Origin of the sequence: Actinacidiphila sp. bgisy160 (genome assembly GCF_965342435.1) — a bacterium.
Classification (GTDB): domain Bacteria; phylum Actinomycetota; class Actinomycetes; order Streptomycetales; family Streptomycetaceae; genus Actinacidiphila.
Genome location: NZ_CBDRCM010000017.1, coordinates 37,000 through 60,570 on the forward strand (window position 1 = coordinate 37,000; position 23,571 = coordinate 60,570).

The 23,571-nt window shown below is 70.0% G+C and carries 18 protein-coding genes and 1 pseudogene; 5 read left to right on the forward strand and 14 right to left on the reverse strand.

Annotated elements, in window-relative coordinates; genetic code table 11:
- The 11 genes from ACRWNP_RS16240 to ACRWNP_RS16290 form a co-directional block, all read right to left on the reverse strand.
- Window positions 1-1,275, reverse strand: a complete 1,275-nt coding sequence (locus ACRWNP_RS16240; protein WP_431961941.1) for an MCE family protein — start codon at window positions 1,273-1,275, stop codon at window positions 1-3.
- Window positions 1,272-2,564: an MCE family protein gene (locus tag ACRWNP_RS16245; RefSeq protein ID WP_431961942.1), complete on the reverse strand. Its 1,293-nt coding sequence runs from the start codon at window positions 2,562-2,564 to the stop codon at window positions 1,272-1,274. Before ACRWNP_RS16245 ends, ACRWNP_RS16240 begins: the two co-directional genes overlap by 4 nt.
- The gene (locus tag ACRWNP_RS16250) at window positions 2,561-3,670 is read right to left on the reverse strand and encodes an MCE family protein (protein ID WP_431961943.1); all 1,110 of its coding nucleotides are present in this window, start codon (window positions 3,668-3,670) and stop codon (window positions 2,561-2,563) included. Before ACRWNP_RS16250 ends, ACRWNP_RS16245 begins: the two co-directional genes overlap by 4 nt.
- Window positions 3,667-4,839, reverse strand: coding sequence for an MCE family protein (locus tag ACRWNP_RS16255; RefSeq protein WP_431961944.1), 1,173 nt, complete (start codon window positions 4,837-4,839; stop codon window positions 3,667-3,669). Before ACRWNP_RS16255 ends, ACRWNP_RS16250 begins: the two co-directional genes overlap by 4 nt.
- Window positions 4,836-5,876: an MCE family protein gene (locus tag ACRWNP_RS16260; protein ID WP_431961945.1), complete on the reverse strand. Its 1,041-nt coding sequence runs from the start codon at window positions 5,874-5,876 to the stop codon at window positions 4,836-4,838. The genes ACRWNP_RS16255 and ACRWNP_RS16260 overlap by 4 nt, the downstream gene beginning before the upstream one ends.
- A complete protein-coding gene (locus ACRWNP_RS16265; RefSeq protein ID WP_431962013.1) occupies window positions 5,873-7,129 on the reverse strand; it encodes an MCE family protein in 1,257 nt (418 codons plus the stop codon). Before ACRWNP_RS16265 ends, ACRWNP_RS16260 begins: the two co-directional genes overlap by 4 nt.
- A gap of 11 nt (window positions 7,130-7,140) precedes the next feature.
- Window positions 7,141-7,965, reverse strand: coding sequence for an MlaE family ABC transporter permease (locus tag ACRWNP_RS16270; protein ID WP_431961946.1), 825 nt, complete (start codon window positions 7,963-7,965; stop codon window positions 7,141-7,143).
- 3 nt (window positions 7,966-7,968) lie between these two features.
- On the reverse strand, window positions 7,969-8,739 hold the full coding sequence (locus ACRWNP_RS16275; RefSeq protein ID WP_386993462.1) for an MlaE family ABC transporter permease: 771 nt from the start codon (window positions 8,737-8,739) through the stop codon (window positions 7,969-7,971).
- Entirely contained in the window at window positions 8,736-9,665 is a 930-nt protein-coding gene (locus tag ACRWNP_RS16280; RefSeq protein ID WP_431961947.1) for an ABC transporter ATP-binding protein, read from the reverse strand. The genes ACRWNP_RS16275 and ACRWNP_RS16280 overlap by 4 nt, the downstream gene beginning before the upstream one ends.
- A gap of 110 nt (window positions 9,666-9,775) precedes the next feature.
- The gene (locus tag ACRWNP_RS16285) at window positions 9,776-10,843 is read right to left on the reverse strand and encodes a sigma-70 family RNA polymerase sigma factor (protein ID WP_431961948.1); all 1,068 of its coding nucleotides are present in this window, start codon (window positions 10,841-10,843) and stop codon (window positions 9,776-9,778) included.
- 131 nt (window positions 10,844-10,974) lie between these two features.
- Window positions 10,975-11,991 carry a lytic murein transglycosylase gene (locus ACRWNP_RS16290; protein WP_431961949.1) on the reverse strand — a complete coding sequence of 339 codons (1,017 nt, stop codon included), beginning with the start codon at window positions 11,989-11,991 and terminating at the stop codon, window positions 10,975-10,977.
- 493 nt (window positions 11,992-12,484) lie between these two features.
- Between ACRWNP_RS16290 and ACRWNP_RS16295 the strand changes: the two genes are divergently transcribed.
- Together ACRWNP_RS16295 and ACRWNP_RS16300 are read left to right on the forward strand one after the other, a co-directional pair.
- On the forward strand, window positions 12,485-13,054 hold the full coding sequence (locus tag ACRWNP_RS16295; RefSeq protein WP_431961950.1) for a galactose oxidase early set domain-containing protein: 570 nt from the start codon (window positions 12,485-12,487) through the stop codon (window positions 13,052-13,054).
- A 722-nt stretch (window positions 13,055-13,776) separates the two neighbouring features.
- Window positions 13,777-14,091: pseudogene (locus ACRWNP_RS16300) on the forward strand (transposase family protein); the annotation flags it as partial.
- A gap of 107 nt (window positions 14,092-14,198) precedes the next feature.
- On the opposite strand, the gene ACRWNP_RS16305 reads toward ACRWNP_RS16300, so the two are convergent.
- Window positions 14,199-14,492 carry a hypothetical protein gene (locus ACRWNP_RS16305; RefSeq protein WP_431961951.1) on the reverse strand — a complete coding sequence of 98 codons (294 nt, stop codon included), beginning with the start codon at window positions 14,490-14,492 and terminating at the stop codon, window positions 14,199-14,201.
- A gap of 693 nt (window positions 14,493-15,185) precedes the next feature.
- Here ACRWNP_RS16305 and ACRWNP_RS16310 point away from each other — a divergent pair.
- Window positions 15,186-15,512 carry a hypothetical protein gene (locus ACRWNP_RS16310; protein ID WP_431961952.1) on the forward strand — a complete coding sequence of 109 codons (327 nt, stop codon included), beginning with the start codon at window positions 15,186-15,188 and terminating at the stop codon, window positions 15,510-15,512.
- A 310-nt stretch (window positions 15,513-15,822) separates the two neighbouring features.
- Here the strand turns inward: ACRWNP_RS16310 and ACRWNP_RS16315 are convergent, their stop codons facing one another.
- Window positions 15,823-18,042 carry a carbohydrate-binding protein gene (locus tag ACRWNP_RS16315; protein WP_431961953.1) on the reverse strand — a complete coding sequence of 740 codons (2,220 nt, stop codon included), beginning with the start codon at window positions 18,040-18,042 and terminating at the stop codon, window positions 15,823-15,825.
- 313 nt (window positions 18,043-18,355) lie between these two features.
- Between ACRWNP_RS16315 and ACRWNP_RS16320 the strand changes: the two genes are divergently transcribed.
- Complete coding sequence (locus tag ACRWNP_RS16320; RefSeq protein ID WP_431961954.1) at window positions 18,356-18,721, forward strand: CU044_2847 family protein; 366 nt, start codon at window positions 18,356-18,358, stop codon at window positions 18,719-18,721.
- Window positions 18,722-18,763: 42 nt separating this feature from the next.
- On the forward strand, window positions 18,764-23,050 hold the full coding sequence (locus ACRWNP_RS16325) for a trypsin-like peptidase domain-containing protein (protein ID WP_431961955.1): 4,287 nt from the start codon (window positions 18,764-18,766) through the stop codon (window positions 23,048-23,050).
- Between the two features lie 110 nt (window positions 23,051-23,160).
- On the opposite strand, the gene ACRWNP_RS16330 is transcribed toward ACRWNP_RS16325, so the two are convergent.
- Window positions 23,161-23,511: a GNAT family N-acetyltransferase gene (locus ACRWNP_RS16330; protein ID WP_431961956.1), complete on the reverse strand. Its 351-nt coding sequence runs from the start codon at window positions 23,509-23,511 to the stop codon at window positions 23,161-23,163.
- Between the last annotated feature and the right edge of the window lie 60 nt (window positions 23,512-23,571).

Genomic DNA, 23,571 nt, shown 5'->3' on the forward strand with positions numbered 1-23,571 from the left:
TCACACCATCGGTCCCACGAGCAGCCATTGCCACGACTCCTTTCCGAACACGGCCTGTTCCCCGCCCGTCGAGCCGATCTCGAGGAGCGTTCCGTCCGGGCCGGTCACGGTGCCGGTCTCCGGGTCGTACGGGGCCACGAACGCGGCCTGGTCACCGCTGTGCGGGCCGGTCGTGGCGCCGGGCGCGTTCTGCGCTCCGCGCACCGAGGACTTGCTGCCGCGCGGTAGCGTGCAGCGCGCGTCGGTGTTCGCATGGCGCGTGCCGGTGTCGGCTGGGTCGCGCCGCTGGGTGTTGTAGCCCCGGGTGCAAGCGGGAGGGTCATCGGCGTTCACGGTCAGCCCGAAGTGGGTGGTGCCGTCGCCGGGGATGACCGTGTAGCTGCCCGCGACAGTGAGCGGGAGCGTGACCAGGGTCTGTTCGACGCCGGGCAACCGGGCCACGGTGATCTGGCCGCCGCTGATGAGGTTGGCCAGCAGGATCGGCACGTGCGGCCGCGTGGACTTCAGCAGCGAATCGACCTGCCGCGCGGCGGGCGCGGTGCTGCCGATCAGCCGGCGAAGGTCGCCGTCGCTCGACTTCAACTGCTCCGTGAGCGTGGCGAGATCGCGGGAGAACGACGTGATGGCCGAGCCTTGGTCGGCCTGTGTCCTGAGTACCTTCCGCGAGTCCTCGATCAGCGAGACCGTCTGGGGGAGCGACTGCGATGCCGCCTCAACCAGCGCGTCACCGGAGTCCACCAGCCGGCTCAGGTTCGGTCCTGTGCCGGAGAACGCCTTGCCCAGCTCGTCGACGGTGACCCGCAGATCGTCCTTGCCGACCGAGTTGACCAGCCGGTCGAGGCTGAGGACCAGGTCGGTGACCGGCAGTGGGGTCCGGGTGCGGCTGCGCGGGATCGGGCTGCCGTCCCTGAGGTACGGGCCGCCCGACCGCCGCGGCTGGAGGTCGACGTACTGCTCACCCACCGCCGATCGGGCGGCGACCACCGCGAGCGTGTCGGCCGGGATCCTCGGGGCGCCGTCCTCGATCCTCAGCGCCACCGAGACCCCGGATCCGGTCAGCTGCAGATCGCCCACGCGGCCCACCGGCACCCCCCGGTAGGTGACCTCGGCACCCGGGAAGACGCCCCCTGACTCGGCGAAGTCGGCGCGAACGGTGTACCCGCGGTGCAAGATGTCGTCCACCAGGCCCGTGTACTGGGCGCCGACGTACGCCGCCCCCAGGGCGGTGATGGTCGCGAAGGCCAGCAGCTGGGCCTTGACCGTACGTGTGATCACGGCAGTATCCCCTTCAGCATCAGCTCGGCGAGCGCGGGATCGACCCCGGGCGGGAAGCGACGCGCGTCGTCCCCGCTGCCGTAGGCGGAGGTGCACACCGGCGGACAGAGCAGGGTGCTGCCGTGGGAGGGCGTCGAGGGCACGGCGGGCGCGGAGGGCACAGGGGGCACAGGGGGTACGGACGGGATGCCCGGCAGGGAAGGGACGGACGGGAGAGGGATGGGAGTGGGGTGGCCGGGAAGATGCGGTGTCCCGGGGGCCGGGGACTTCCCGCCCTTGCCCGGCTTACCGGTGACGTTGCCGTAGAGGTCCGCCAGGTCGAGGTCGGCGGTGATCTTCAGGTTGACGTAATCGCCCTTGACGGCGTCCGTCGCGTTGCGCGGGAACGGGTACGTGGTGAGGAGCTCTAGGGAGTTGGGCAGGTCGTCGCCTGCTTTGTTCAGCTCCTGCAGAATGGGCTGGAGCTTCTTCAGGTTGGCGACGGTGTCGTCGTGGGAGGCGTTCACCACCCTGGTGCCGGTCTTGCCGAGCCTGGACAAGGCGGTGAGCATCTTCGTCAGGTCCTCGCGCTGGTCTGCGAGGGCCTTTAGGGCGGGCGGCATGGTGTCGACGGCCAAGGCGATCATTTTCTTCTCCTTCTTCAGCCGCTGCGCGAGCCGGTCGACGCCATTCAGCGCGCGCACGATGTCCGCCCGCTGGCCGTCGAGGCCGGAGAGGAAGATGTCGAGCTGCTTCAGCAGGGACCGGACCCGGTCCTCGCGGCCGCTGAGGGCTTGGTTCAACTCGATGGTGATCGTCTTGAGCTGCGCCACCCCGCCGCCGTTGAGCAGCGCGGACAGCGCCGACAGCACCTCCTCGACCTCCGGGTTGCGGCCGCTGCGGGACAGCGGGATGCGGTCGCCGTCGCGGAGACGTCCGACGGGGCGTGTGCCGGCCGGTGCGGACAGGGCGACGTACTTCTCGCCGAGCATGCTGGTCTGCCTCAGATCGGCGACCGCGTTGCCGGGCAGCTTCACCGAGTCGGCGATCCTGAGCCGTACGCGGGCGTGCCAGCCGTCCAGTTCCACCTTCTCGACCGCGCCGACGGTGACGTTGTTGACCTTGACCGACGACTGCGGCACGAGGTCCAGGACGTCCCGGAACTCGACGGTGACGTGGTAGGCGTGACCGTCCGAGGCCGCGCCGCCGGGCAGCGGGACGTCATACCAGCCGTTGAACTCGCAGCCGGTCAGCAGCAGCGAGCAGACCGCCGTCCAGGCGGCCACCCGCCCCTTGCGCCGCACGCTCATGCCGGTGCCCCCAGAATGCCGCCGAGGGTCTTGTCGACCGAGCCCGTCGACGCCGGGACCGGCGGAACCTCGGGCAAGGAGGCGAAGAGCTTCTTCAGCCCCTCGCAGTTGTCATGGTCGTCGCCGGTCGTCTTCAGGATCGAGCAGAGAAGGGACGACGGGTCCTGGGGGGTTTGCGCGTTGTTGCGGGTGTCGAGGGTGCCGGCGGAGGGGTTGTAGGCGTTCTGCAGGTTCGACAGGCCCGTGGGCGCGACGGTCAAAATCTCCTCCAGAGCGTCTCGTTGGCTGACGAGGACCTTGGTGACCTCGGCCAGGCCCCGCACGTCCGAGGTCAGCGCCTTCTTGTTTCCCTTCACGAAGCCGGACACGTCGCCGAGTGCGGCAGCCAGGTACTTCAGCGCGGCCGCGAGATCCTCACGCTCCGCGGCGAGCTGCCCGGCCACGTCGGCGAGGTCGGTGTTGAACGACCGCACGCTGGCGTCGTCCGCCGCCAGCGCGGCCGTGAACACCTGAAGGTTCCGCACGGTCCCGAACAGGTCGCGCCGCCCGTCGGACAGCGTGGTGACCGCCTGGGACAGGTCCTGCACCGTCTGGTTGAGGCTCGCGCCCTGCCCCTGGAGGTTGTCCGCGCTCACCCCGAGCAGCCGGGACAGCGAACCCTTGTTGTTGGCACCGTTCGGGCCGAGCGCCTCGGCGGTGGTGTGCAGGCTGTCGAAGATCCGGTCCAGCTCGACGGGAACAGCCGTACGGGACTCGGGGATGACGGCTCCGTCCCGCAGCACCGCGCCCTTGCGGTACACCGGCAGCAGCTGCACGTAACGGTCGCTGACCACCGAGGAGTTGACGATGGCGGCCTGTGCGTCGGCGGGGACCTTGCGGCCCCTGTCGTATTCCAGCTCGACCCGTACCCGGCCGCCCTCCGGCGTGATCTTCCTGACCTCGCCGATGCGGACACCGAGGACGCGGACGTCGGAGCCGGGGTAGATGCCGACGGTCCGCGGGAAGTACGCCGTGACGCGGACGGGGCCGGGTCCCGGCCAGAGGACGACGGCGAGGCCGACGACGATCGCGAGCGCGGTGAACAGGGCCAGGAGTCTGCGGGTCATCGGGTGCCTCCCGTCCGTGGCGTGACCGGGGCGGCGACCATGTTCTGGATGTAGGAGTCGAACCAGCGGCCGTTGCCGAGGGTGTTGGTGAAGAGCCGGACGTAGGGGGCGAGCAGCCGGACGCTGCGGTCGAGGCTCGCCTGGTTGCGTTCGAGCATCCTCAGGAAGGTGTTGAGGTTCTTCAGTGCGGGCCCGATCCCCTTGCTGTTGTCGTCGACCAGGCCTGACAGCTCGATGCCCAGCAGCGCGGAGCTCTTGAGCAGCTTGTGGATCGCCCAGCGCCGCTTGTCGATCTCTTTGAACAGGGCGTCGCCGTTCTTCACCAGTGCGGAGACGTCCTTCGTGTGATCGGCCAGCACCTTGGTGACGCCGTTCGCGTGGTCGAGCAGCTCTCGCAGCGCCTTGTCGCGGGCGGCGACGGTCCGGGATATCCGCGACAATCCCTTGATCGACGCCCGCACTTCCTCGGGGGAGTCCTGGAAGGTGTCGGCGATCGTGTCCAGTGCCTTCGCGAGCCGGCCCGTGTCGACCTCCTCGGTGGTGGTCGTCAGGTCGCTGAAGGCCTGGACGACGTCGTACGCCGACACGGTCCGCCGAAGCGGGATCTCGCTGCCCGGCTTCAACTGGCCGGGCCCCTTCGGGTAGAGGGCAAGGTACTTCGCGCCGAGGATCGTCTTGACACGGATCGACGCCCCCGTGTCGGTGCCGAACGCCGGCCGGCCCTTCACTTTGAAGGTCACCTTGACGTGGTCGCCGTCCAGGTCGACGTCCTCGACCTTGCCGACCTTGACCCCGGCGATCCGTACCTCGTCGTCCGGCTTGAGCCCGCCGGCCTCGGAGAAGGCCGCGCTATAGGTGTCGCCGCCGCCGATCAGCGGCAGGCTGTCGGCGTTGAAGGCGGCGACGGTGAGCAGCGCGAGGATGGTGAGGCCTACGGCGCCGACGACGACCGGGTTGTGCTCGCGGAAGGGTTTCAGGCGCGGGCGCGTGAGCCGGATCCTGGGCAGCTTCGGCGGCAGCACGCGCACCTTCGCGAGTGGTCCCTGGCGTGGTTCGGGCTTCGGCAGCAGCCTGGGCAGCTTCGGCAGCTTCGGCTTCGGTGGCAGGACCGGGAACCTCACCAGCGGCTCGGGGCGGCGGCCATCGCGCCGCCTGATGCGGAGGCTCATCCGCCACACCTCGCCCGTGCCACGTGCAGCTCCGGGGTGATCACCTGCTTGGTCTTCGGCAGCACGATCCGGCCGTCGAAGTCGCAGAGGTAGAAGTTGAACCACGAGCCGTACGAGGCCGTCCCCGTCAGCTTCTCGAGCTTGCTCGGCAGCCGTTTCAGGACGCCCTCGACGGTGTGCTCGTTCCTGTTCAGCGTCCCGGTGAGATCGCCGAGCCGGGCGATGTCGTCCTTCAGCGGTGGACGCGCGTCCTTGAGCAGCCCCGACGTGACGTCCGTGAGGTCGCCGATGCTCACCAGCGACTCCCCGATGGGCTTGCGGTCGGCGGAAAGCCCCGAAACCACTCGGCGCAGCTGCGTCAGCAGCCCGGAGAAGCGGGAGCCGCGCTCGTCGAGGGTCGCCAGGACGGTGTTGAGGTTGTCGATCACCGATCCGATCAGCTTGTCGCGGTCGGCGAGGGTGCTGGTGAGCGAGGCCGTGTGCGCGAGCAGACTGTTCACCGTGCCGCCCTCGCCCTGGAGGGTCTGGACGATCTCGGTGGCCAGCTGGTTGACGTCGTTCGGGCTGAGCGCCGCGAACAGCGGCTTGAAGCCGTTCAGCAGGGCGTTGAGGTCCAGCGCCGGCTCGGTCCGGGACAGCGGGATGGTGCCGCCCGGCCGCAGCCGGGCGGTGCCGTCGCCGGTGCCCTCGGTGAGTGCGACGTACCGCTGCCCGACCAGGTTGCGGTAGCGGACGACCGCGTGGGTCCCGGCGAGCAGCGGCCGGTCCGCGCTGACGGTGAACGTGACCTCCGCCAGCGTCCGGTCCTTGATCCGGATGCCCTCGACCTCTCCCACCCGTACTCCGGCCACCCGGATGTCGTCGCCGTTCTCCAGCCCGGTGACGTCGGTGAACACGGCGTGATAGGTGTCCTTGCGGGTGAAGGAGACGTTGACGATGGTGGCCGCGAGGAGCGCCGTCGCCGCGATCGTGACCAGCGCGAAGAGGCTGAACTTGATCAGCGGGGCGGCGGTCTGCCGCGCTCCGGATCCGCTCATGCGACACTCACCGCCGTTCCGCGCGCCAGCGGCCCGAACAGTAGGGTCGCCACGGGCGGCACCTCGTCCGCGGGGACGCCCATGACGGGCGCCACGAGCGAGCCCACGGCCCGCTGCTCGGCCCGGGTGGCGGACACCTCGGCACCTTCGGGGAGTGCGCCGCCGGAACCTCCGGCCGACGTGCCGTCGTCGAGATGGGGCTTCGGCCCGGGCACCTGCGGATGCGGCAGACCGCGGCAGTTCGGGCCGGACCGGGCGCCGTACGCCGGCTCCTCGCCGGGCCGGTACGCCTCCTGCGGCCGGACGACCTCAAGGGTGATCCGCATCTCGCCGCCCCGGAACGCCTCCTCGGAGGCCTTCTCCTGCCGGACCAGGCCCTGGAACAGGCACGGGTACTCGGGGGAGTACCGGGCGAACAGCTCCAGTGCGGGGCGGGAGACCCGGCCCAGGGTGATCAGCCGGTCGCCGTTCTCGGACAGGAAGTCGTTCGCTGTGCCCGCCACGGAGGCGGTCGCGCGCAGAGCCAACACCAACTGCTCCCTCTTCTCGACGATCGTCCGGCTGGTGGTGACGGTGTTGCGCAGGATCCGCATCAGGTCGGGCGCGGCGTCGCCGTACACCGCGGCGACGTCCGCGAACCGTGTGATGTCCTCCTTCAGGGAGGGCATGTGCGGGTTGAGGCGGCGCAGATAGCCCTCGACCTGGGTGAGATTGCCTCCGATCCGGTCGCCGCGGCCCTCCAGCGCAGTGGCGAACGCCGACAGCGTGGCGTTGAGCTCACCCGGCCGGACCGTGCGCAGCAGCGGCAGCAGGTCGTTCATCAACTGCTGCACCTCGATGCCGACCTTCGTTCGGTCCTGGGTGATGACGTCACCCGCACGGATGGGCCGAGCCGACGAGCGCGCAGCGCCGGCAGGAGCGACCAGGTCGACGTACTTCTCGCCGAACAGCGTCTTGGGAAGCAGCCGCGCGTGCACGTTCGAGGGGATGTACGACACGTACTGCGGGTTCAGCGCGATGTCCAGGGTCGCCTTGGTGCCGTCGGCATGCACCTCGCGCACCTCGCCGACCAGCAGCCCGCGCAGCTTGACGTCGGCGCGTGCATCGAGCTGGTTGCCGAGGGTGTCGGCCTCCAGGGTGATGGGCACCACCGAGGTGAACGCCTGCTGGTAGACGGCCACCGCGAGCGACAGCAGCAGCGCGAGCACGGCGAGGAAGGCAATTCCGTAGAGCCTGAACCGCATTCTCTGCATGCGCACCGCTCTCACCCCGCCACCCGTACCGTCGTGTTGGCGCCCCAGATCGCCAGGCTCAGGAAGAAGTCCAGGACGTTGATGGCGACGATCGAGGTCCGCACCGCACGGCCCACCGCGACGCCGACACCGGCCGGTCCGCCACTCGCGTGGTAGCCGTAGTAGCAGTGCACCAGGATGATCAGCAGAGCGAAGACGATCACCTTGCCGAAGGACCAGAACACATCGACGGGCGGCAGGTACTGGTGGAAGTAGTGGTCATACGTGCCGGTCGACTGCCCGTAGTAGCCAGTGGTGATGGTGCGGGCGGCCAGGTACGAGGACAGCAGCCCGATCACGTACAGCGGGATCACCGCGACGAAGCCGGCGATCATCCGCGTCGTCACAAGGAACGGCAGCGACGGGACGCCCATCACCTCCAGCGCGTCGGTCTCCTCGCTGATCCGCATCGCACCCAGCTGCGCGGTGAACCCCGCCCCGACCGTCGCGGACAGGGCGAGTCCGGCCACCAGCGGGGCGATCTCCCGAGTGTTGAAGTACGCCGACAAGAACGCCACGAAGTTCGAAGTGCCGAGCTGGTTGAGGGCCGCATAGCCCTGAAGGCCGACCTCGGTGCCGGTGAAGAAGGAAAGGAACGCGATCACACCGACCGTGCCGCCGACGACGGCGAGCGCGCCGCGCCCGAAGCTCACCTCGGCAAGGAGCCGCAAAACCTCCTTCTTGTAGCGTCGCAGGGTGCGGCCCGTCCAAGCCAAGGAGCGCCCGTAGAAGGACAGCTGGGCACCCAGCTCTTCGAGTGAGCGCAGGGGGCGATCGAGGAGGTTTCGCGGTCTCATCGGCTAACCCCTCTGCGGGACGACCTGGAAGTACACGGCCGTCATCACGAAGTTGGTCACGAACAGCAACATGAAAGTGATCACCACGGACTGGTTGACGGCATCGCCCACGCCCTTCGGCCCGCCCTGCGCCGTCAGCCCCTTGTACGAGGCGACGATCGCGGCGATGGCCCCGAACACCAGCGCCTTGATCTCCGCCGCCCACAGGTCGGGCAGCTGAGCGAGGGTGGTGAAGGACGCCAGGTATGCGCCGGGCGTGCCGTGCTGGAGAACGACGTTGAAGAAATAGCCGCCCGCAACACCGACCACCGAGACGAGGCCGTTGAGCAGTACGGCTACCACCATCGACGCCAGCACCCGCGGTACGACGAGCCGGTGGATCGGGTCGATGCCGAGCACCTGCATCGCGTCGATCTCGTCCCGGATCTTGCGCGCCCCGAGGTCCGCGCAGATCGCCGTGCCGCCCGCGCCCGCGATCAGCAGCGCGGTGACGATCGGCGATGCCTCCCGCAGCACGGCGAGCACGGACGCAGCACCAGAGAAGGACTGCGCGCCCAACTGACGGGTCAGACTGCCGATCTGCAGCGCGATGACCGCCCCGAACGGAATCGAGACCAAAGCCGTCGGCAGGATCGTGACGCTCGCGACGAACCAAGCCTGCTGAATGAACTCCCTCGCCTGGAAGGGCCGTCGGGGCAGGGATCGGACGACGTCCAGCGCCATCGCGAAGAGGCTGCCCGAGTGCCGCAGCGCACCCGTCGGGGAGAGTCTCATGTGTCCCTCACCCCCCTCTCGTGCAGCTCGGCCTCGCGCCTCGCGATCGCATCCCAGCGGGGCGGGCGGGTGATGCCGGGGCTGGGCAGCAGGCGCGGGGTCGGCACATCGGCCCGAACACCCTCATCGATCTGGGCCAGCTCCTGCTCGACCTGGGCCGCGTCCTTCTCCTCCGCCATGCCGATCGGCCCCTGCATCCGGCCGTTCAGGAACTGCCGTACGACGGGCTCGTCACTGGCCAGCAGCTCTTCGCGGGGCCCGAACGTCACCAGCTCGCGCCGGAACAGCAGCCCGATGTTGTCCGGCACCTGACGGGCCGAGGCGATGTCGTGGGTGACGATGAGGAAGGTCGCGTCGATCTGTGCGTTGAGGTCGACGATGAGCTGATTGAGGTAGGCCACGCGGACCGGGTCCAGGCCCGAGTCCGGTTCGTCGAACAGGATGATCTGCGGGTCGAGGACCAGGGCACGGGCCAGCCCGGCCCGCTTGCGCATACCGCCGGAGATCTCGCCGGGCAGCTTCCCCTCAGCGCCGATCAACCCGACCATGTCCATCTTTTCGAGAACGATCCGCTTGATCTCGCTCTCGGACGTGCGGGTGTGCTCGCGTAGGGGAAAGGCGATGTTGTCGTAGAGGTTCATCGAGCCGAACAGCGCGCCGTCCTGGAACAGCACGCCGAACAGCTTCCGCACCTCGTACAGGTCGCGCTCGCGCAGGCGGGTGATGTCCCGGCCCGCGACCTTCACCGATCCCCGCTCCGGCTTCAGCAGCCCCACGAGCGTCTTGAGGAACACCGACTTGCCCGTCCCCGAGGGGCCGAGCATCACCGAGACCTCCCCGGCAGGCAGCGTCAGCGAGACGTCCTGCCAGATGACCTGGTGGCCGAAGGACTTGGTCAGCCCTTCCACACAGATCTCGACACCCATCCGGTTCCATCCTTCGCCCGTGGAGCAGTCCCGACAACTGCTCTACGGGGAAGAGAGGTGCGTCCGTCGCGGCGAACCAGGAATTTTTTCGCGGACGTGTGTGCGGGGCGCTACGGCAGCTTCGGCGACGACGTGAGCGAAGGCGTCCCCGGGCTGGAGACAGACAGCGGAGGTACGACCGAGGTCGGGGGAAGCGACGGGAGCGACGGGAGTGACGAGGCGACCAACCCCGTCGGCAGACCCGGCACGACGGTCGGCAGGCCCGTCACGGCCGTCGGCAGCCCCGGCACCTTCGGAACCTCGGGCACCTGAGGGACCTGCGGCGCCGAGGGCGGAAACGCGGACACGTCCGCCAGGGATGGCACCGGCACCGGCACCGGCAGAAACGATCCCCCGGTGGGTGAGGGCGTCCGGCCCCAAGACCCGCGCGCCGACGACGACGGGGTGGGCGTTGCGGGGGCGTGCCCCCGGCCCGTGACCTCGCCGTGCAGGAGCCGCGGGTCGCCGGACACGGCCGGCCGCGGCGCCGGACCAGTCCCGTTTCCGCCCGCGTCGAGCGCGAACGGCAGCACGAACCCCGCCACCACCAGGGTTGCCGCCGTCGTGGTGAACGCGACCGCCTGCGCATTGCCGCCCCCGCGCAACCGTCCGCGCCCGACCAGGAACAGCACCAGCCCGAGCGTTCCGGCCAACGAGGCGCGCAAAGTCCGCCGGGCCCGGGCCAGCAGCGACTCGACGGTCCGGTAGCTGAGCCCCATCCGCACCGCGACCTGGCTCACGTCCAGGTCCTCGGACCTCAGCCGAAGCGCCTCCGCCTGCCGGGCGGGCAATTCGCCGCTGCGCACCGCCAGCCACTTCGCCTCAGCCCGGTCGCACACCGCCTCCTCGACGGGTACCGGGCCCGGTGTCATGAGTGCGGGACGGCTGCCCACCTCGGCCTCGCGGTTGACCTGCCGGTGCCGGTCAACGCACAGCCGCATCGTCACCGTCGTCAACCAGGCGCCGAGCCGCTCGTCGTCGAGGTCCGGGCGCTCCGCGGCTCGCAACATCGCCTCATGAACGGCGTCCTCGGCGTCCTCCCGGCTCACCGATCGCCGCCGGGCCACCTTGAGCAACTGCTCACGATGGCTCCACAGGCGCTGCCAGCGCTCGTCGGCGGCCGCTGTGTCCGCAGGCATATCCGTCGCCATGAGGGCCCGCCCCTTCGCACTCACCCGCCGGTACATGCTTCCGACGTGGCGAGATTACCGCCGAGTAGTGGCGGTTGTGGAGAGGCGGACACCCATGGCGTTCCGGCCCTTGCCAGTGGTCAGCGGCCAACCTCGGGCAGCACGCCGCCCCCGGGCAGCGAGAGCGTCAGTTCGGGGACGGGAACCATCGGCGTCGCGGACGCCTTCGGGACCCCGGTCGCGAGGGAAGGCCTGGGAGAGGGTGCGGTGGGCGACGTCGACGGCATGCGCGAAGGACCAGTGCTCGGCTTCCGGTCGCCCGACGGCTTCGGCGGCGCAAGCTTCTGCCTCTTCGGGCCGGACGGCTTCGGCCGGACCGGCCGGGATCCGGCGGACGCGTCCGGCACCACGCGGTGTCCGGTCAGGTAGTACACGTACCACGCCTTGACGGCGCGCAGATAGGCGTCCGAGTGGTTGTAGCCCAGTATCGCCCGGTCCAGGTCGGCCGGGTTCGACAGGTCCCGGTCGCCCGAGCACAGGTAGCGGCCGGCTGCGAGCGCCGCGTCGTAAACATTGTTCGGATCCGTCCGTCCGTCGCCGTTACCGTCCGCTCCCCAGCGGGCCCAGGTGGACGGGATGAACTGCATCGGACCGACCGCGCGGTCGTACACCGCGTCCCCGTCGTACGCGCCGCCGTCGGTATCCGCCACGACAGCGAAGGCGCCGCCGGTCAGCCGCGGGCCGAGGATGGGCGTCACGGTGGTACCGTCCCGAGTCACCCAGCCGCCCCGTGCCTGCCCTGACTCCACCTGGCCAATCGCGGCCAACAACTGCCAGCGCAGGTGGCAGCGCGGCGCGGTACGCGCCAGATCCTCCTCGGCACGCCGGTACGCGGCGAACACACTCGCAGGCACATTGCCGTCAGTCACTCCCTGTGCCATGCCCTTCTTCCGCGTCCGCAGCGGTGGAAGTTCGGTGCGGTACGGGGTGTCGCCGGAAACGCTGAGGCCGTGCTCGGCGGGTGCCGCCTTCCGTGCGGGCTCTTCGGCTTGGGCCGTGACCGCCCTTGGCGCTTGTGACGCGGTCAGCACGGCAATCGCCGCCGCCGCGATCGCCGTACCCCTGGCACCCCTCAGTGTTCCGATGAGCGCACGCACTGTCATCGTGCAGTCCCCTCCGTGCATGAATCCGTCGTTTGCTCTACGCGGCCGGAGGGCAGGTCCGTCGTGCAAAAATTCGGGGATCGGGCGGGCGCCCCTTCAGAGGGCGTGGCGGCGGGTTAGACGTGTGGACGATGTGGGACGGACCGGCCCCGCAGCCCTGTCCGAGCCGCTCGCTGTATTGGGGAATCCGCAGGCCGCTACGGGCCCCCACTACGTCCGGGCAAATCGCCATGAGCGGCGCAGCCCCGGCATGCATCGGCGGCACTCGCACGGTGGCCACACAGAAGACTGAAAGGGCTTCAAGATTGTCCCCGCTGTGGAAGCGGGGCCCCACGCCTGCCCGCCGTTGCGCGATGCGCGCAGGGTCATCAGCGGAGCTTCGCGCCTACTCATCGGCGTCTCCGGTTGTCAGACGCATGCCGCGCGACTCAGCGACCCGCAGCGCGTTCGACAGCATGTCGCAGAGCCGTGCCACGAGGAAGCACGATTGCTCCGGGCAACTGATCCGCCCCGCATCACCCACTCCTCCGACCCCAACCAGCGCCTCGTCGAACTGCCACTGACCGTCAACGCCGACACCATCGACCTCAACGTCACCACCAACCCCAACCTCGCCCCGCCCGGCTGGTACATGCTCTTCACCGCCGACGCCAACGGCGTGCCCTCGGTCGCGAAATGGATCCACCTGGACTCCGCCGGGACCGGGCCGGCGCTGCGCTCCACCACCCAGGCCGGCGCGGACACCCCCTCCCCGCACATCCACGACTTCGCCCGGGACCTCGCGAACGAACCCCTGAAACCGGGCAGGAAGCGGACCTCGGCACCGGTGAAGGTCAGCGTCTCCGGCTGCGGCCCCCGCTACGGCACCCCGGATGTCTACGTCCCGGTCGCGTTCCCGAAGGCGGTCGCCCGGACCTCGGCCGCCCGCTGCGGCTGGCTGGACGCGCAGGGCTACCGGCTCCCCCTCAAGGCCAACGACGCAAGAGACCGTCAGCGGACGTTGCCGGAGTGTGGAGCGAATTTGGCATGCTTCCGGCAGGCCACGCGATCGCCGTGAGCAGGTTCGTCAGGCCGCAGTGGCATTTGGAGGGATTGACATCCTTCCGGGGGCTCAACCCCTGATCTCGGATGCCCGTCGAAGCGAATGAAGCCCACCCATGAGGAGCGTGGCCCCGGCCCCGCCGGGCCACGCGTCCCCCCGGCGAATGCCGGGGACGACCGGCGCACGGGCCCGGCTCTGTCGTAAGAGGTCAGTGCCTCAGGAGCGGATACGGCTCACCGTGGGCCTGGCCATGCCCGCCGCTTACGTCCCCATGAGGAGCGGCGGCCCGAGGCGTCGGGCCGCCGCCGCCGCGCTGTGCGGGGCGGGAGTGCCTTGATCGAGGAGGCAGACGTCCAATGCACAGGTTTCGCCTGCAGGAAAGGGCTACGTCTGCCGCTCTTCGATTCCGCCGGGAGAGCGGACGTGCCAGAGCCTTCGCACTGGCGCTCGGCCCGTGCGAAGGCTCCGAGGGCAAAACAGTCCCCGGTAGATCTGCGCGTGTCCTGAAGCTTCAGTCGTCACTGTCGCCTCGGTATCGCGCCGGCTTGCCGGGGGCCTGAACCACATCCTGTCCAAGTCACTCCGCCGACTAGACGTCCTCATCGACTTTGCAACTCTTTCGGTGTTATGGCCTATAAACCACGATGCACAATGTATGTAGCGAGTCAATAGGTTTTGGGTAAATTCTGCAGGAAGCTCCACGCGATCACCTTCGACTGCGACACCCGGCCCGCCCTCGCTGCAAGCTCCGGCCCTCCCAGCGAGCCCTGGTCGTGCTGGTGTACCTGCGCAAACACGAAACCCTCGCGCAGATCGCTGCCGGGTTCCGGATCGGCGTCGGCACCGCCCACGCCTACGTCCGATCCGTCACCAGTCTCCTTGCCCGCCGTGCTCCCTGCCTAGCCCATGCCCCGCGCGCAGCCGATGCGGAGTATGTGCTGGTGGACGGCACCTTCGCCGAGTGCGACCGGGCCGGTGACAGCCGCGCTGACTACTCCGGCAAGCACCGCCGCCACGGCGTGAATCTCCAGGTCATCACCGACCCGTGCGGCACCTCCGCCGTGCCGACCAGACGCCCGCCCCGCAAGGAGCTCACCACCCGGCAGGGATCGCTGAACCGGGCGCAGACTCGGCTGCGGGTGAATCGGACACCCGCCGGTCACTCACCGTGGATGTCCGGCCGGACCTCCACGATGATGTCCGCGTCCGCCTGGTCGCCCTCCTCGTCACGCCAAAGGAGGACGCGCACGTGCCTCGCCCTGGAAAGGCCGCTCACCTTCCACTCGGTCATCAGGTCGGCGACGACGAGGGCGACGGCGTATCGGGGGCCCTCGCTCGAATCGTCTGCGGTGATCGTGCCCCGCCACCGCTCGGAATCCCTGCCATAAGGGCGCCATCCCTCCGAGCCGTGCGGCTCGAAGACCCGGTACACCCAATCCGTCTCGGTGCCCATAGCACCGATGCTGTCACTGCAAGGAGTCCCCCGCGCCGTATCGGATCGACGCCCGCCGAGCGCGGGTCGACCGCCTCCAACAACTGCCCCGACGCCCTGAGGCTGGACGACGGCGAATTCCTCGTCATCGGGGAGCGGCTCGGCGCCGGACGTGACCAACGGGCGACTGACAGTGAGACTCGCCTACCACGGGATCTCGCCACCCACTTCCCAGCCACATTGCGGGCAGCAAACCCCTGCGTACACGTCGTCCCGCGCGTGATCCAGGGCCCGCCTGTATTCCTACTTCGAACTGGGCGAACCGCAGCGAACACAGCCAACGGCCACCCTGGCGACCTTGGGGTACTTCGCCCCATGGGTCCGGCGCTGTACACCGCGGCGCCTCGGCTCCATCCCACTGCATGGATGCCGTACGGCGCGAGGGACGCCAGGAGGTCGAACCGCGGGTCTCATGGACGGCCACTTCGATCCCCATCCCGGGGTCGTCGTCGAAGCCGCGGGCTTCGCGGCCTGCGCCGATGTGCAGGGCCTTCGGCGGTCGTCAGTCTCACTCGACCACGATCAATAAACAACGCTACGCATTCCATCACTCCAATGGGGGGTATCGAATGGCGGTTCCCTTCCGCCCCGCCCAGCCTGGGCTCGTGCGTTCGATTCGTCCGAATGCGCGAGCCACTCAAGGGAGGTCGAACCATGACCCGCACCAAGCTCCTCGCCCTGGCCGCCGCCCCCGCGCTGGCTCTTAGCCTGGCGTCCCCTGCGCTGGCTGTGGAAGTGACCGCGTCGTCCCCCGACACCGTGAACAGTCCGGTCGGGTCGATCGAGGCCAACCAAAGCAAGATCGTCACTGTCACCTGCCCTGCGGGCACCAATGCCATCAGCGGTGGCTGGAAGGTGTCCTCCGCCAGCATCGACGTGACGGACAACCGTCCGATGAGCGCCACGCAGTGGCAGATCACATTCCAAAACGAGTCGAAGACCTCAGGCACTGTGCAGGCGTTCGCCCGCTGCATGGCCTGATGGCGAGTACCAGCCATGGCAGGTCGGCCCGTTCACCGCACCGCCAGACGCGGTGAACGGGAAGGCCGAGCAGCCCCCAGCGCCGTAACCGGCTGACCGCGAAGGACGACGAGGACGCTGCGGACGGATACGGACGGACGGCTGCACTGCTCTGGACGGCACAAGACCCAGGTCGGGAATCCATCCCCGACCTGGGCCTTTCCTCAACTGTCAGGTGTAGCCACGCCCCCACCGGCGCTGCGCGGTCCGGCGGTGGCCTGCCGTCACTCCCCGCCCGTCGCCGGGGAGTGACGGCAGAGCGCCGGGAGCGCTACGACAGGCGGAGGTAGTCGATGTTGAAGCCGCCCGTCTCGCAGTAGAGCCTGACCACTTGGTCTCCCGCGACGAGGCTGACGGGTACGTGCACGGACTGGTAGGAGGCCCAGCCGCCCGTGTCCGGGACGGAGGCCGTGGCCAGTGTCGTGCCGCTCGCGTCACGGAAGGAGAGTGCGTCCGGGACCGCCGCGCCCGTGCCCGTGGCGACGCGGAGCTCCAGGTCGTACGTTCCGGCCTTCGGCACGTCGACCGCGTAGTCGAGCCAGTTGCCCGCCGCCGTCCAGCCCACGTTCGCGCCTCCGCTCGCTGCGGGGTTGGACTCGATGAAGTTGGCTCCGCCCGCCGTCCAGCCGTGCTGGGCGGAGTACGACTCCGCTTCGACCCTCACCCCGACCGGTGCGCTGTGCGGCTGCACCGTCACGTGCAGGGTCACCTGGGCGTGCGCCGTGCCGTCGGTGGCGGTCACCGTCACGTCGCTCTGGCCGGCCGCCGTCGGCTTGAGCGTCACCGTTCCCGTGGTGGGGTCGACGGTGACGCCGTCCGGGAGGTCGGTCGCGTAGAAGGCGAGCCGGTCACCGTCGCGGTCGGTCGCCTCGAGCGGGACCTGCACCGTGCCGTACTGGTCGGCCACCACGTCGGGTACCGGGGCCACCACGGGGGCCCTGTTGTGCGGGTGCCGGGGTATGCGCTGCTGCCAACGGTAGGTGGCGTAGGAGTTCGCCGGGACCTTCACCACGAACGACTTGCCGCCGAGGACGACCCGCACTGTGCTGTCCGCGCTGTTGGCGTTGCCGAGGACCGCGACGAACCTGTCGGCGCCGTGCCGGTACACGACGTTGCTCACGCCGCCCTGCGTGGCGCTCGACTCCAACCGTACGTCGCCCGGCGTGAGGTACTTGGCGAACTGCCCCATCGCGTAGAGCTCGTCGCGGACGGTGAAGTCCCTGGTCGTGGTGTTCACCTTGACCAGCCGATCGGGCCACTTGGTGGTCGCGGCGACCTCGTCCCAGTCGACGTTGTTGTCCCGTGCGGGCGTCCAGTGGAGCGTGCCGCCGTCCTGGTCGGTGGCCTGTGCCCACAGGACGTAGGAGCTCGCGTCGAGGCGGAAGTAGTTGAGGATGGTCGCCGCGGACAGGTCACTGGTCTCGGTCATGTGGACCGGCTTGCCGGTCTGCTCGAACGCGTCGCGCATGACCTTCGGGTCGCCCCAGTAGGGGTGGAAGGCGACGGCGTCGGTGGCGTTCAGGACCTGCCGGCCGGTCACGGAGCCGTCCGGGGCGTCGTTGAAGATGCGGTAGTAGTTCTTGGTCGCGGTGCTGTTCGGGTCGCGCCAGTCCCAGAAGTTGAAGTCGTGGACGTATAGCTGCGTGTTCAGGCCGGCCTTGTGCAGGGCCCTCTTGATCGCGAGGGCGAGCTTCTGCTGCTGGGCGACATCGATGTCCATCGCCGGGTAGACCACGTCCATGCCGGGCTCGTTCAGCAGGGTCAGGGCGTCGACGCGGATGCCGTGACCGGCGTACGCCTGCACGAACTTGACGTAGTAGCGGGCGAAGACGTCGATGCAGTCGTCCCGGAGCTTGCCGACCTGGTAGTAGTCCGTCGTGCTCCCGGGCTTGAGCGCGACCTCGCCCGTGAACCGGTTGTTGGTCTTCATCCACGCCGGAGCGCTCCACGCGGACGCGAAGAACGTCGCCTTCGGGTTGTAGCGCTGGATCAGCTTGATGGTGTCGACGATGTGCAGGTCGATGTCGCGCTGGATGGAGAAGTGCTTCAGCTGGAAGTCGTCGGTCACGTCGGCCGGAAGGTCGTCCTCCGACCAGAACGGCAGGTGCTCGATGAGGTCGGGGCTGCCGATCGTGAGACGGAAGCGGTTCAGGCCCGCCCCGGTCTTCGGGTCGACGAGCAGCCGGACGGCCTCCTCGCGCTTGGCGGGGGTGAGCTTCCAGAGGTTGGACACGCTCGTCTCGTCCAGGGAGAACCCGATGCCCGAGTACTTCTGACGCGGGCTGCTCGGGTCGACGACGACGGTCGTGTCGGCGGGGGCGTCCGGGCTCGTGCCCGGCGCCGGCTGCCACGCGTGGCCGGCCCCTGTGGAGTAGGTGCCCGCCACCGACGAGCCGTGGTGGTGCGGTACGGCGGCCGGGGCCGCGGACTCCGTGCCGGCGAGAACGACCAAGGTGAGAGCTGCGGCTGCCCCGATGAGGGAACGTCTCACGGTGTCCTTCCTTTCTGGTGGGATGCGCGGGTCGTACATGGTCCCGATCCCTCGGACGGATCCGCCCCCTCTCCCTCCTCGGGACGCGAGCAGATCGAAACAGCCTTGTTCGCGTTCTGTCAAGACATGAAAAAAGGCGTGAAGAAAGGCGTGAAGAAAGTTCCTCCGTGCCTCCTCGGCGGGACATCGAGGTCCACAGGCCGTCCCGGCCCGGCCGCCGCACGTATCCGCGCACCTTCAACTCCCCCTGCCCCAAGTCCGGTTGAGGTCGTTAAGATCGCCGCACGCCGCCCCGGAGCGAAAGAGGACCGCCATGACCGAACGCCCTGTGCGCATCGTGGAAGTGCCGTTGGGCGACGGCAGCGACGACGTCATCCGGGTCCAGGTGCGCGACCTGGACGACGGTCCTGTACGGGTCGGTCGCGGCGGCCGCGCCGTGGCGCGCGCCGAACGGTCCCTCGGGCAGATGCTCGACACCGTGCGGCCCGTGGCCGAGAGCTTCGTGAGCCGCGTCCGCGGGATGGCGCACGCCCCGGACGAGGTGACCCTCGAATTCGGCGTCTCCCTGTCCGCCGAGGCGGATGTCGTGATCGCCAGCACCGCCACGGCGGCCAACTTCTCGGTCACCCTGACCTGGAACCGGGGTGACCGGCCAGACGTCAACGGGCATACTCCGTAACGGAGTTGACCCAAAGGGGGTCACGGGGGACCGGAGGTTGCGGTGACGGCCGAGGTGACGGCGACGGGCGCCGCGTCCCGCAGCCCCGAGGAGGCACTCGCGGCCGCCGTGGTCCGCGTCAAAGGCCCCGACGGGGAACCCGTGGGCGGCGGTTTCCTCGTCGCACCCGATCTCGTGCTGACCTGCGCGCACGTGGTCAGCGACGCTCTGCGCCGGCCCCGCGAGGACGACGTGACGCCCGGCACCGGACTCCACGTCGACCTGCCCTTCGCATCGGGCGTCGGCACCGCCGAGCTCGAGCACTGGGTGCCCGTACGCCCCGACCAGACCGGCGACATCGCGGTCCTGCGGCTGCGCGCGCCGATACCCGGCGCCCACCCGGTGCACATGGCCGACACCGAACGCGTCTGGGGACACGACGTACGCGTGCCCGGCTTCCCCTGGCGCTCCCCGGGCGGCGTCTGGCACTACGGGCGGCTGCGCGGCGCCACCGCCGAAGGCTGGCTCCAGCTCTCGCAGGCCGATCCGCACGGCGTGCCCGTCGAGGAAGGGTTCAGCGGCAGCCCGGTCTGGGACGAGCAACTGCGCGCCGTCGCGGGAATGGTCGTCGTGATCCAGCCCGGCGGGGTCCAGCAGAGCTTCCTGATACCCACCCGCACCCTCGTCGGCGAGCTGCCCGACCTGGCGCCCGTGGTGCGCCCCGCCTCCCCCTACCGCGGCCTGTCGACCTTCCAGGAGGCCGACTCGGACGTCCACTTCGGCCGCCGGAGCGACATCGCCAAGGTCACCGCGCTCCTCACCGGGCCCGACCCGTGTGTCACCCTCGTCGGCCCCTCCGGCTGCGGAAAGTCCTCCCTGGCACGCGCGGGCGTGGTCCCGCGGATGCGGGAACGGGGCCACGCCGTCGTCGTGGTCCGCGCCGGTGAGGACACCTCCCTGCGAGCGGCGATCGCCTCCGAACTCGTGACCGTCGTCCATCCCGCCCTGATCGGCGCCGCGAGGGCACGGGAGGTCCGGGCGGTGGAGGACCTCCTCGCGGACCGCGGACTCATCGACGTCCTGCGCACCACCAGCGCGAAAGCGGAGCAACGGCTGCTCGTCGTGCTCGACCAGGGCGAGGAACTCCTCGCGGAACCGGACGAAGCGGTCGCGGAGGCCGTCCGGCTGCTGTTCCCCGAGCGCCGGTCCGACGGCCTGCGGGTGCTGATCACGCTCAGGTCCGACTTCATGGACGCCGCCCTCAGCCATTCCCGCCTCGGCCCGGCACTCGGCCGCGGCAGCGTGTATCCGCTCGCCCCCATGTCCCGCGACCAGCTGGCGCAGGTGATCCTCGGCCCCCTCGAGCTGACACCGTCCGTCACCTACGACGACGGGCTCGTGGAGCGCATGCTGGACGACGCGGGGGACGGCCCCGGCGCGCTGCCGCTGCTGGGGTTCGTCATGGCACAGCTGTGGGACGGACAGGCCGGCGGCCGGCTCAGGTTCGACACCTACCGCGAAGTGGGAGGCGTGCGAGGCGCCCTGGGGAAGTACGCCGAGACCGCCTGGCGCAGCTGCGTCCGCGAGGCGGACGAGGCCGAGGCCATGCGGCTGCTCACCGATCTCGTCCGCTTCCTGCCGGGCGGCGACGTCCCGATGCGCAACGCCCTGCGACAGGAGGAGGCGGGCGAGGAACGCTGGAGGATCGCGACCGCGCTCGCCCAGCGACGGCTGCTCGTCCTGCGCGGCGGCAGCGGGGAACCGGTCAGCGCCGAACTCGCCCATGAAGCACTGATCGGCGCCTGGAAGCGGCTCGAGGAGCGCGTACGGCAGGACCGCAGGTTCCTTGCCTGGCGTGCGGACTTGCGGCACGACGTGGATCGCGGGCAACTGCTGGAGGGCGAGCCGCTGGCGGTGGCGGAGCAATGGCTGGCGCAACGGGGTCCCGCACTGACCGACACCGAGCGGCAATTCATCGACTGCTCCGTCGGCAGACGCGCGGCCCAGGAGGAGCTGGCGAGGCGCCGGGTACGGCAGAAGCGGTGGTTCATCGGAGGGCTCGCCGTCCTGACGGTGCTCGCCCTGGTCGCCTCCGGGCTCTTTCTGTGGCGCAACGCGGAGCTCGGCGGCCAGCTGCGGCGGGCCGCGTCGCAGCAACTGGCGACGCAGGCCGAGCAGCTCGACGACGTCTCGGTGGTGACGTCGGCCCTGTTCTCGGGGGCGGCGTACCGCACGGCCCAGGAGCCGGCGGCGCGCACCGCCTTGATCAGGCAGTACCTGCGGCTCCGGCACGTGGAGCGCGTGGTGTGGGACGACCACGCCCCGGTCCGTGATGTCGCCATGAGCAAGGACGGCCGGCGCCTCAATGTGGGCATGACCAACGGCGACGCCGTCGGCCTCACGCTCGGCACGGACAAGGTGGACCGGAAGGGCCTGCCGACGGGCTCGAGGATCGTCGCGCTCTCGCCCGACGGACGGATCTCCGCCCGGGCCTCCGTCAGCGGGAAGGTGTCCCTGGGGATCGGGCCGGACGCGGACGGCCGCTGGCGCACGGTCGTCCTGCGGGACGGCGACGCCGTACGGGCCAACGCCCGGGCCGCCACCGACCTCCGCTTCGACGGCACCGGACGCAGGGTGCTCGCCGCGCAGCCCGGCGAAGGGGTCCTGGTCTGGGAGTCGGAGACCGGCAGGCGCGTGGGCAGGGAGCTGCGCCCGCCGAAGGGCTGGCAGACGGCCCAGGCGTGGTTCGGCCCGGAGGGGACGGTGATCGGCCGGATCACCCAGGAAGGCGCGGCCGAAGGAGCCCAGGGCCGCCTGGTGCGCTGGAACCTCGCCGACGGCCTGCGGGATCCGTCGCCGTGGGGAACGGACCTGACCGGTCCCGTCACGGTCAGCGGCGACGGCCGGACGCTCGTGCGGTGCACCCAGGACGGGATCCTGCAGTCCTGGGACCTGACCGGCACGCCGAAGGTGCGTCGGCAGTACAGCACCCGGCAACTGGGCCTGGTCTGCCCGCTGTACGTGCCGCGCCTGGACCGCTCGGGCCGTTTCCTCCTCAACCCGGTGCAGCGCTTCGGTACCGCGCTCGGCAGGTTCCGGTTCCTGGTGCTCGACCTGGCCGAGGGGCGCCCCGCCACCCTCGACCTGCCCGCGCCCGCCCAGCAGGACGAGTCGTTCACCGGTGACTCCCAGCCGCCCGCCGTGGCGCTCACCGGACCACCGGGCAAGCTCCGTGCCGCGGTCGGTGTCGGGGCGACGGTGATGGTGGCGGATGTCCCGGCACCGTCCGGGTTCGACAGCGCCATGCTCACCGCCCGGATCAGGACCGTGGACGCCGACCACGACCGCGTCGTCAGCGTCGACGCCGACGGCAACGCGCTGCGCCTGTGGGACCTGCGGACGCACCGCCAGCTGGCCGCGGTGCGGCCGTCCCGTCCGCTGGCCGCCCTGTACGCCACGTTCAGCCCCGACGGCACACGGGTCCTCACACCGGCCGCCGACAGCCACACCGTCCTGGTCTGGGAGGTGCGCGGGAACACCCTGCGGGAACGGGACCCGATCGATCTGCCACGACCGCCCGGCATCGACCCCACGCGCCCCGACCCGCGCTCCGGCCGTACACCGGCGTGGATCACCACGACCTTCGACGACCGGGACCATGTGGTGATCTCCGCGCTGTCGTACGTGGTGCGCTGGGACCTGGCGCGCGGCCGGGCGGTGGGCACGCCCTACCGGCCCAGGACCCAGGAGCCGGTCGAGGTGTCCATCGCGGCCGCCGGCACCTGGGCGGTGGCCCGCCCGGGGCACGCGCAGGCGGCCGTCCGCACACACTCGGGGAAGTACGACATCGTGATCTGGGATTTCGAGGACGGCCGGGAGGCGGCGTCCATCAACGCCCAGAAGGTCGGCGTCGTCAAGCAGCTGGCCTTCGACCCGACGGGGCGATACCTCGCGGTGCTGACCTACGACGGCGCAGTACGGGTGTGGGACACGGACAAGCAGGGCGAGGACAAGTGGCTGGAGCCGCTGACGTACCGCGGCGTCCAATGGCTCGGCGCCTTCGCCTCGGGGTCCACCCTGAGCACCCAGAGCACGCTGAACGAGTACACCACCTGGGATGTCCGCAGCGGCACCGAGCGCTACGGCTTCACACCGGGGTACGGCGCGACCGCCGATCTGACCGAGAACGGCGCCTCCATGGGCATGGTCGACGGCTCGGACGGGTACGTCCTCGAACTCGACCCGGAGCGCTGGCTGGAGAAGCTCTGCGCCGTGGCGGGGCGCGGCCTGTCGTCGGCGGAGAAGGCTCTGGCCCCGCCGGGCAGCAGAACCGATGACGTCTGCGGCTGAGCCGGAACGAGCGTGGCGGACAGGGGGGCGAGGCGGCGACGAGCCCATCCACGGGGCGACACGTCACGATGTGCTCGGGCTCGATGGCGACGTGCGGATCGTCCGTGGTGTCAGTGCCCGCTGGTGGTGTCTCGCGCGGTGCGAGTGGCGATGAAGGCCGAGCGGCTGATGTCGACGGAGTCGTTCCACTCAGGGTGGTCCTGGACGTAGTCGGCGACAAAACCGCAGTAGATGCCCACCTTCGACGGACTTTCCGTCAGGTCTTCCAGGGCGTGGCGCGCCAGGGCCGACGCGATGCCCCGATGCCGTTGGTCCGGGTCCACGTACGAGTGGGTGAGGGTGACACGTCCGCCCGCGGTCTCGTAGGCCAGGCTGCCGACGACCTGGCCGTCGAGCAGTGCCTCGTAGAGGCGGGTGGCCTCGTCCTTGTGCACCTCGACGGCAGCCGGTGATGGCTCCATGTCTCTTCCCGCCGTTCTCTTCGGCTGGTGGGCCCCGAGTGGTCCTCACCGCACATGAAG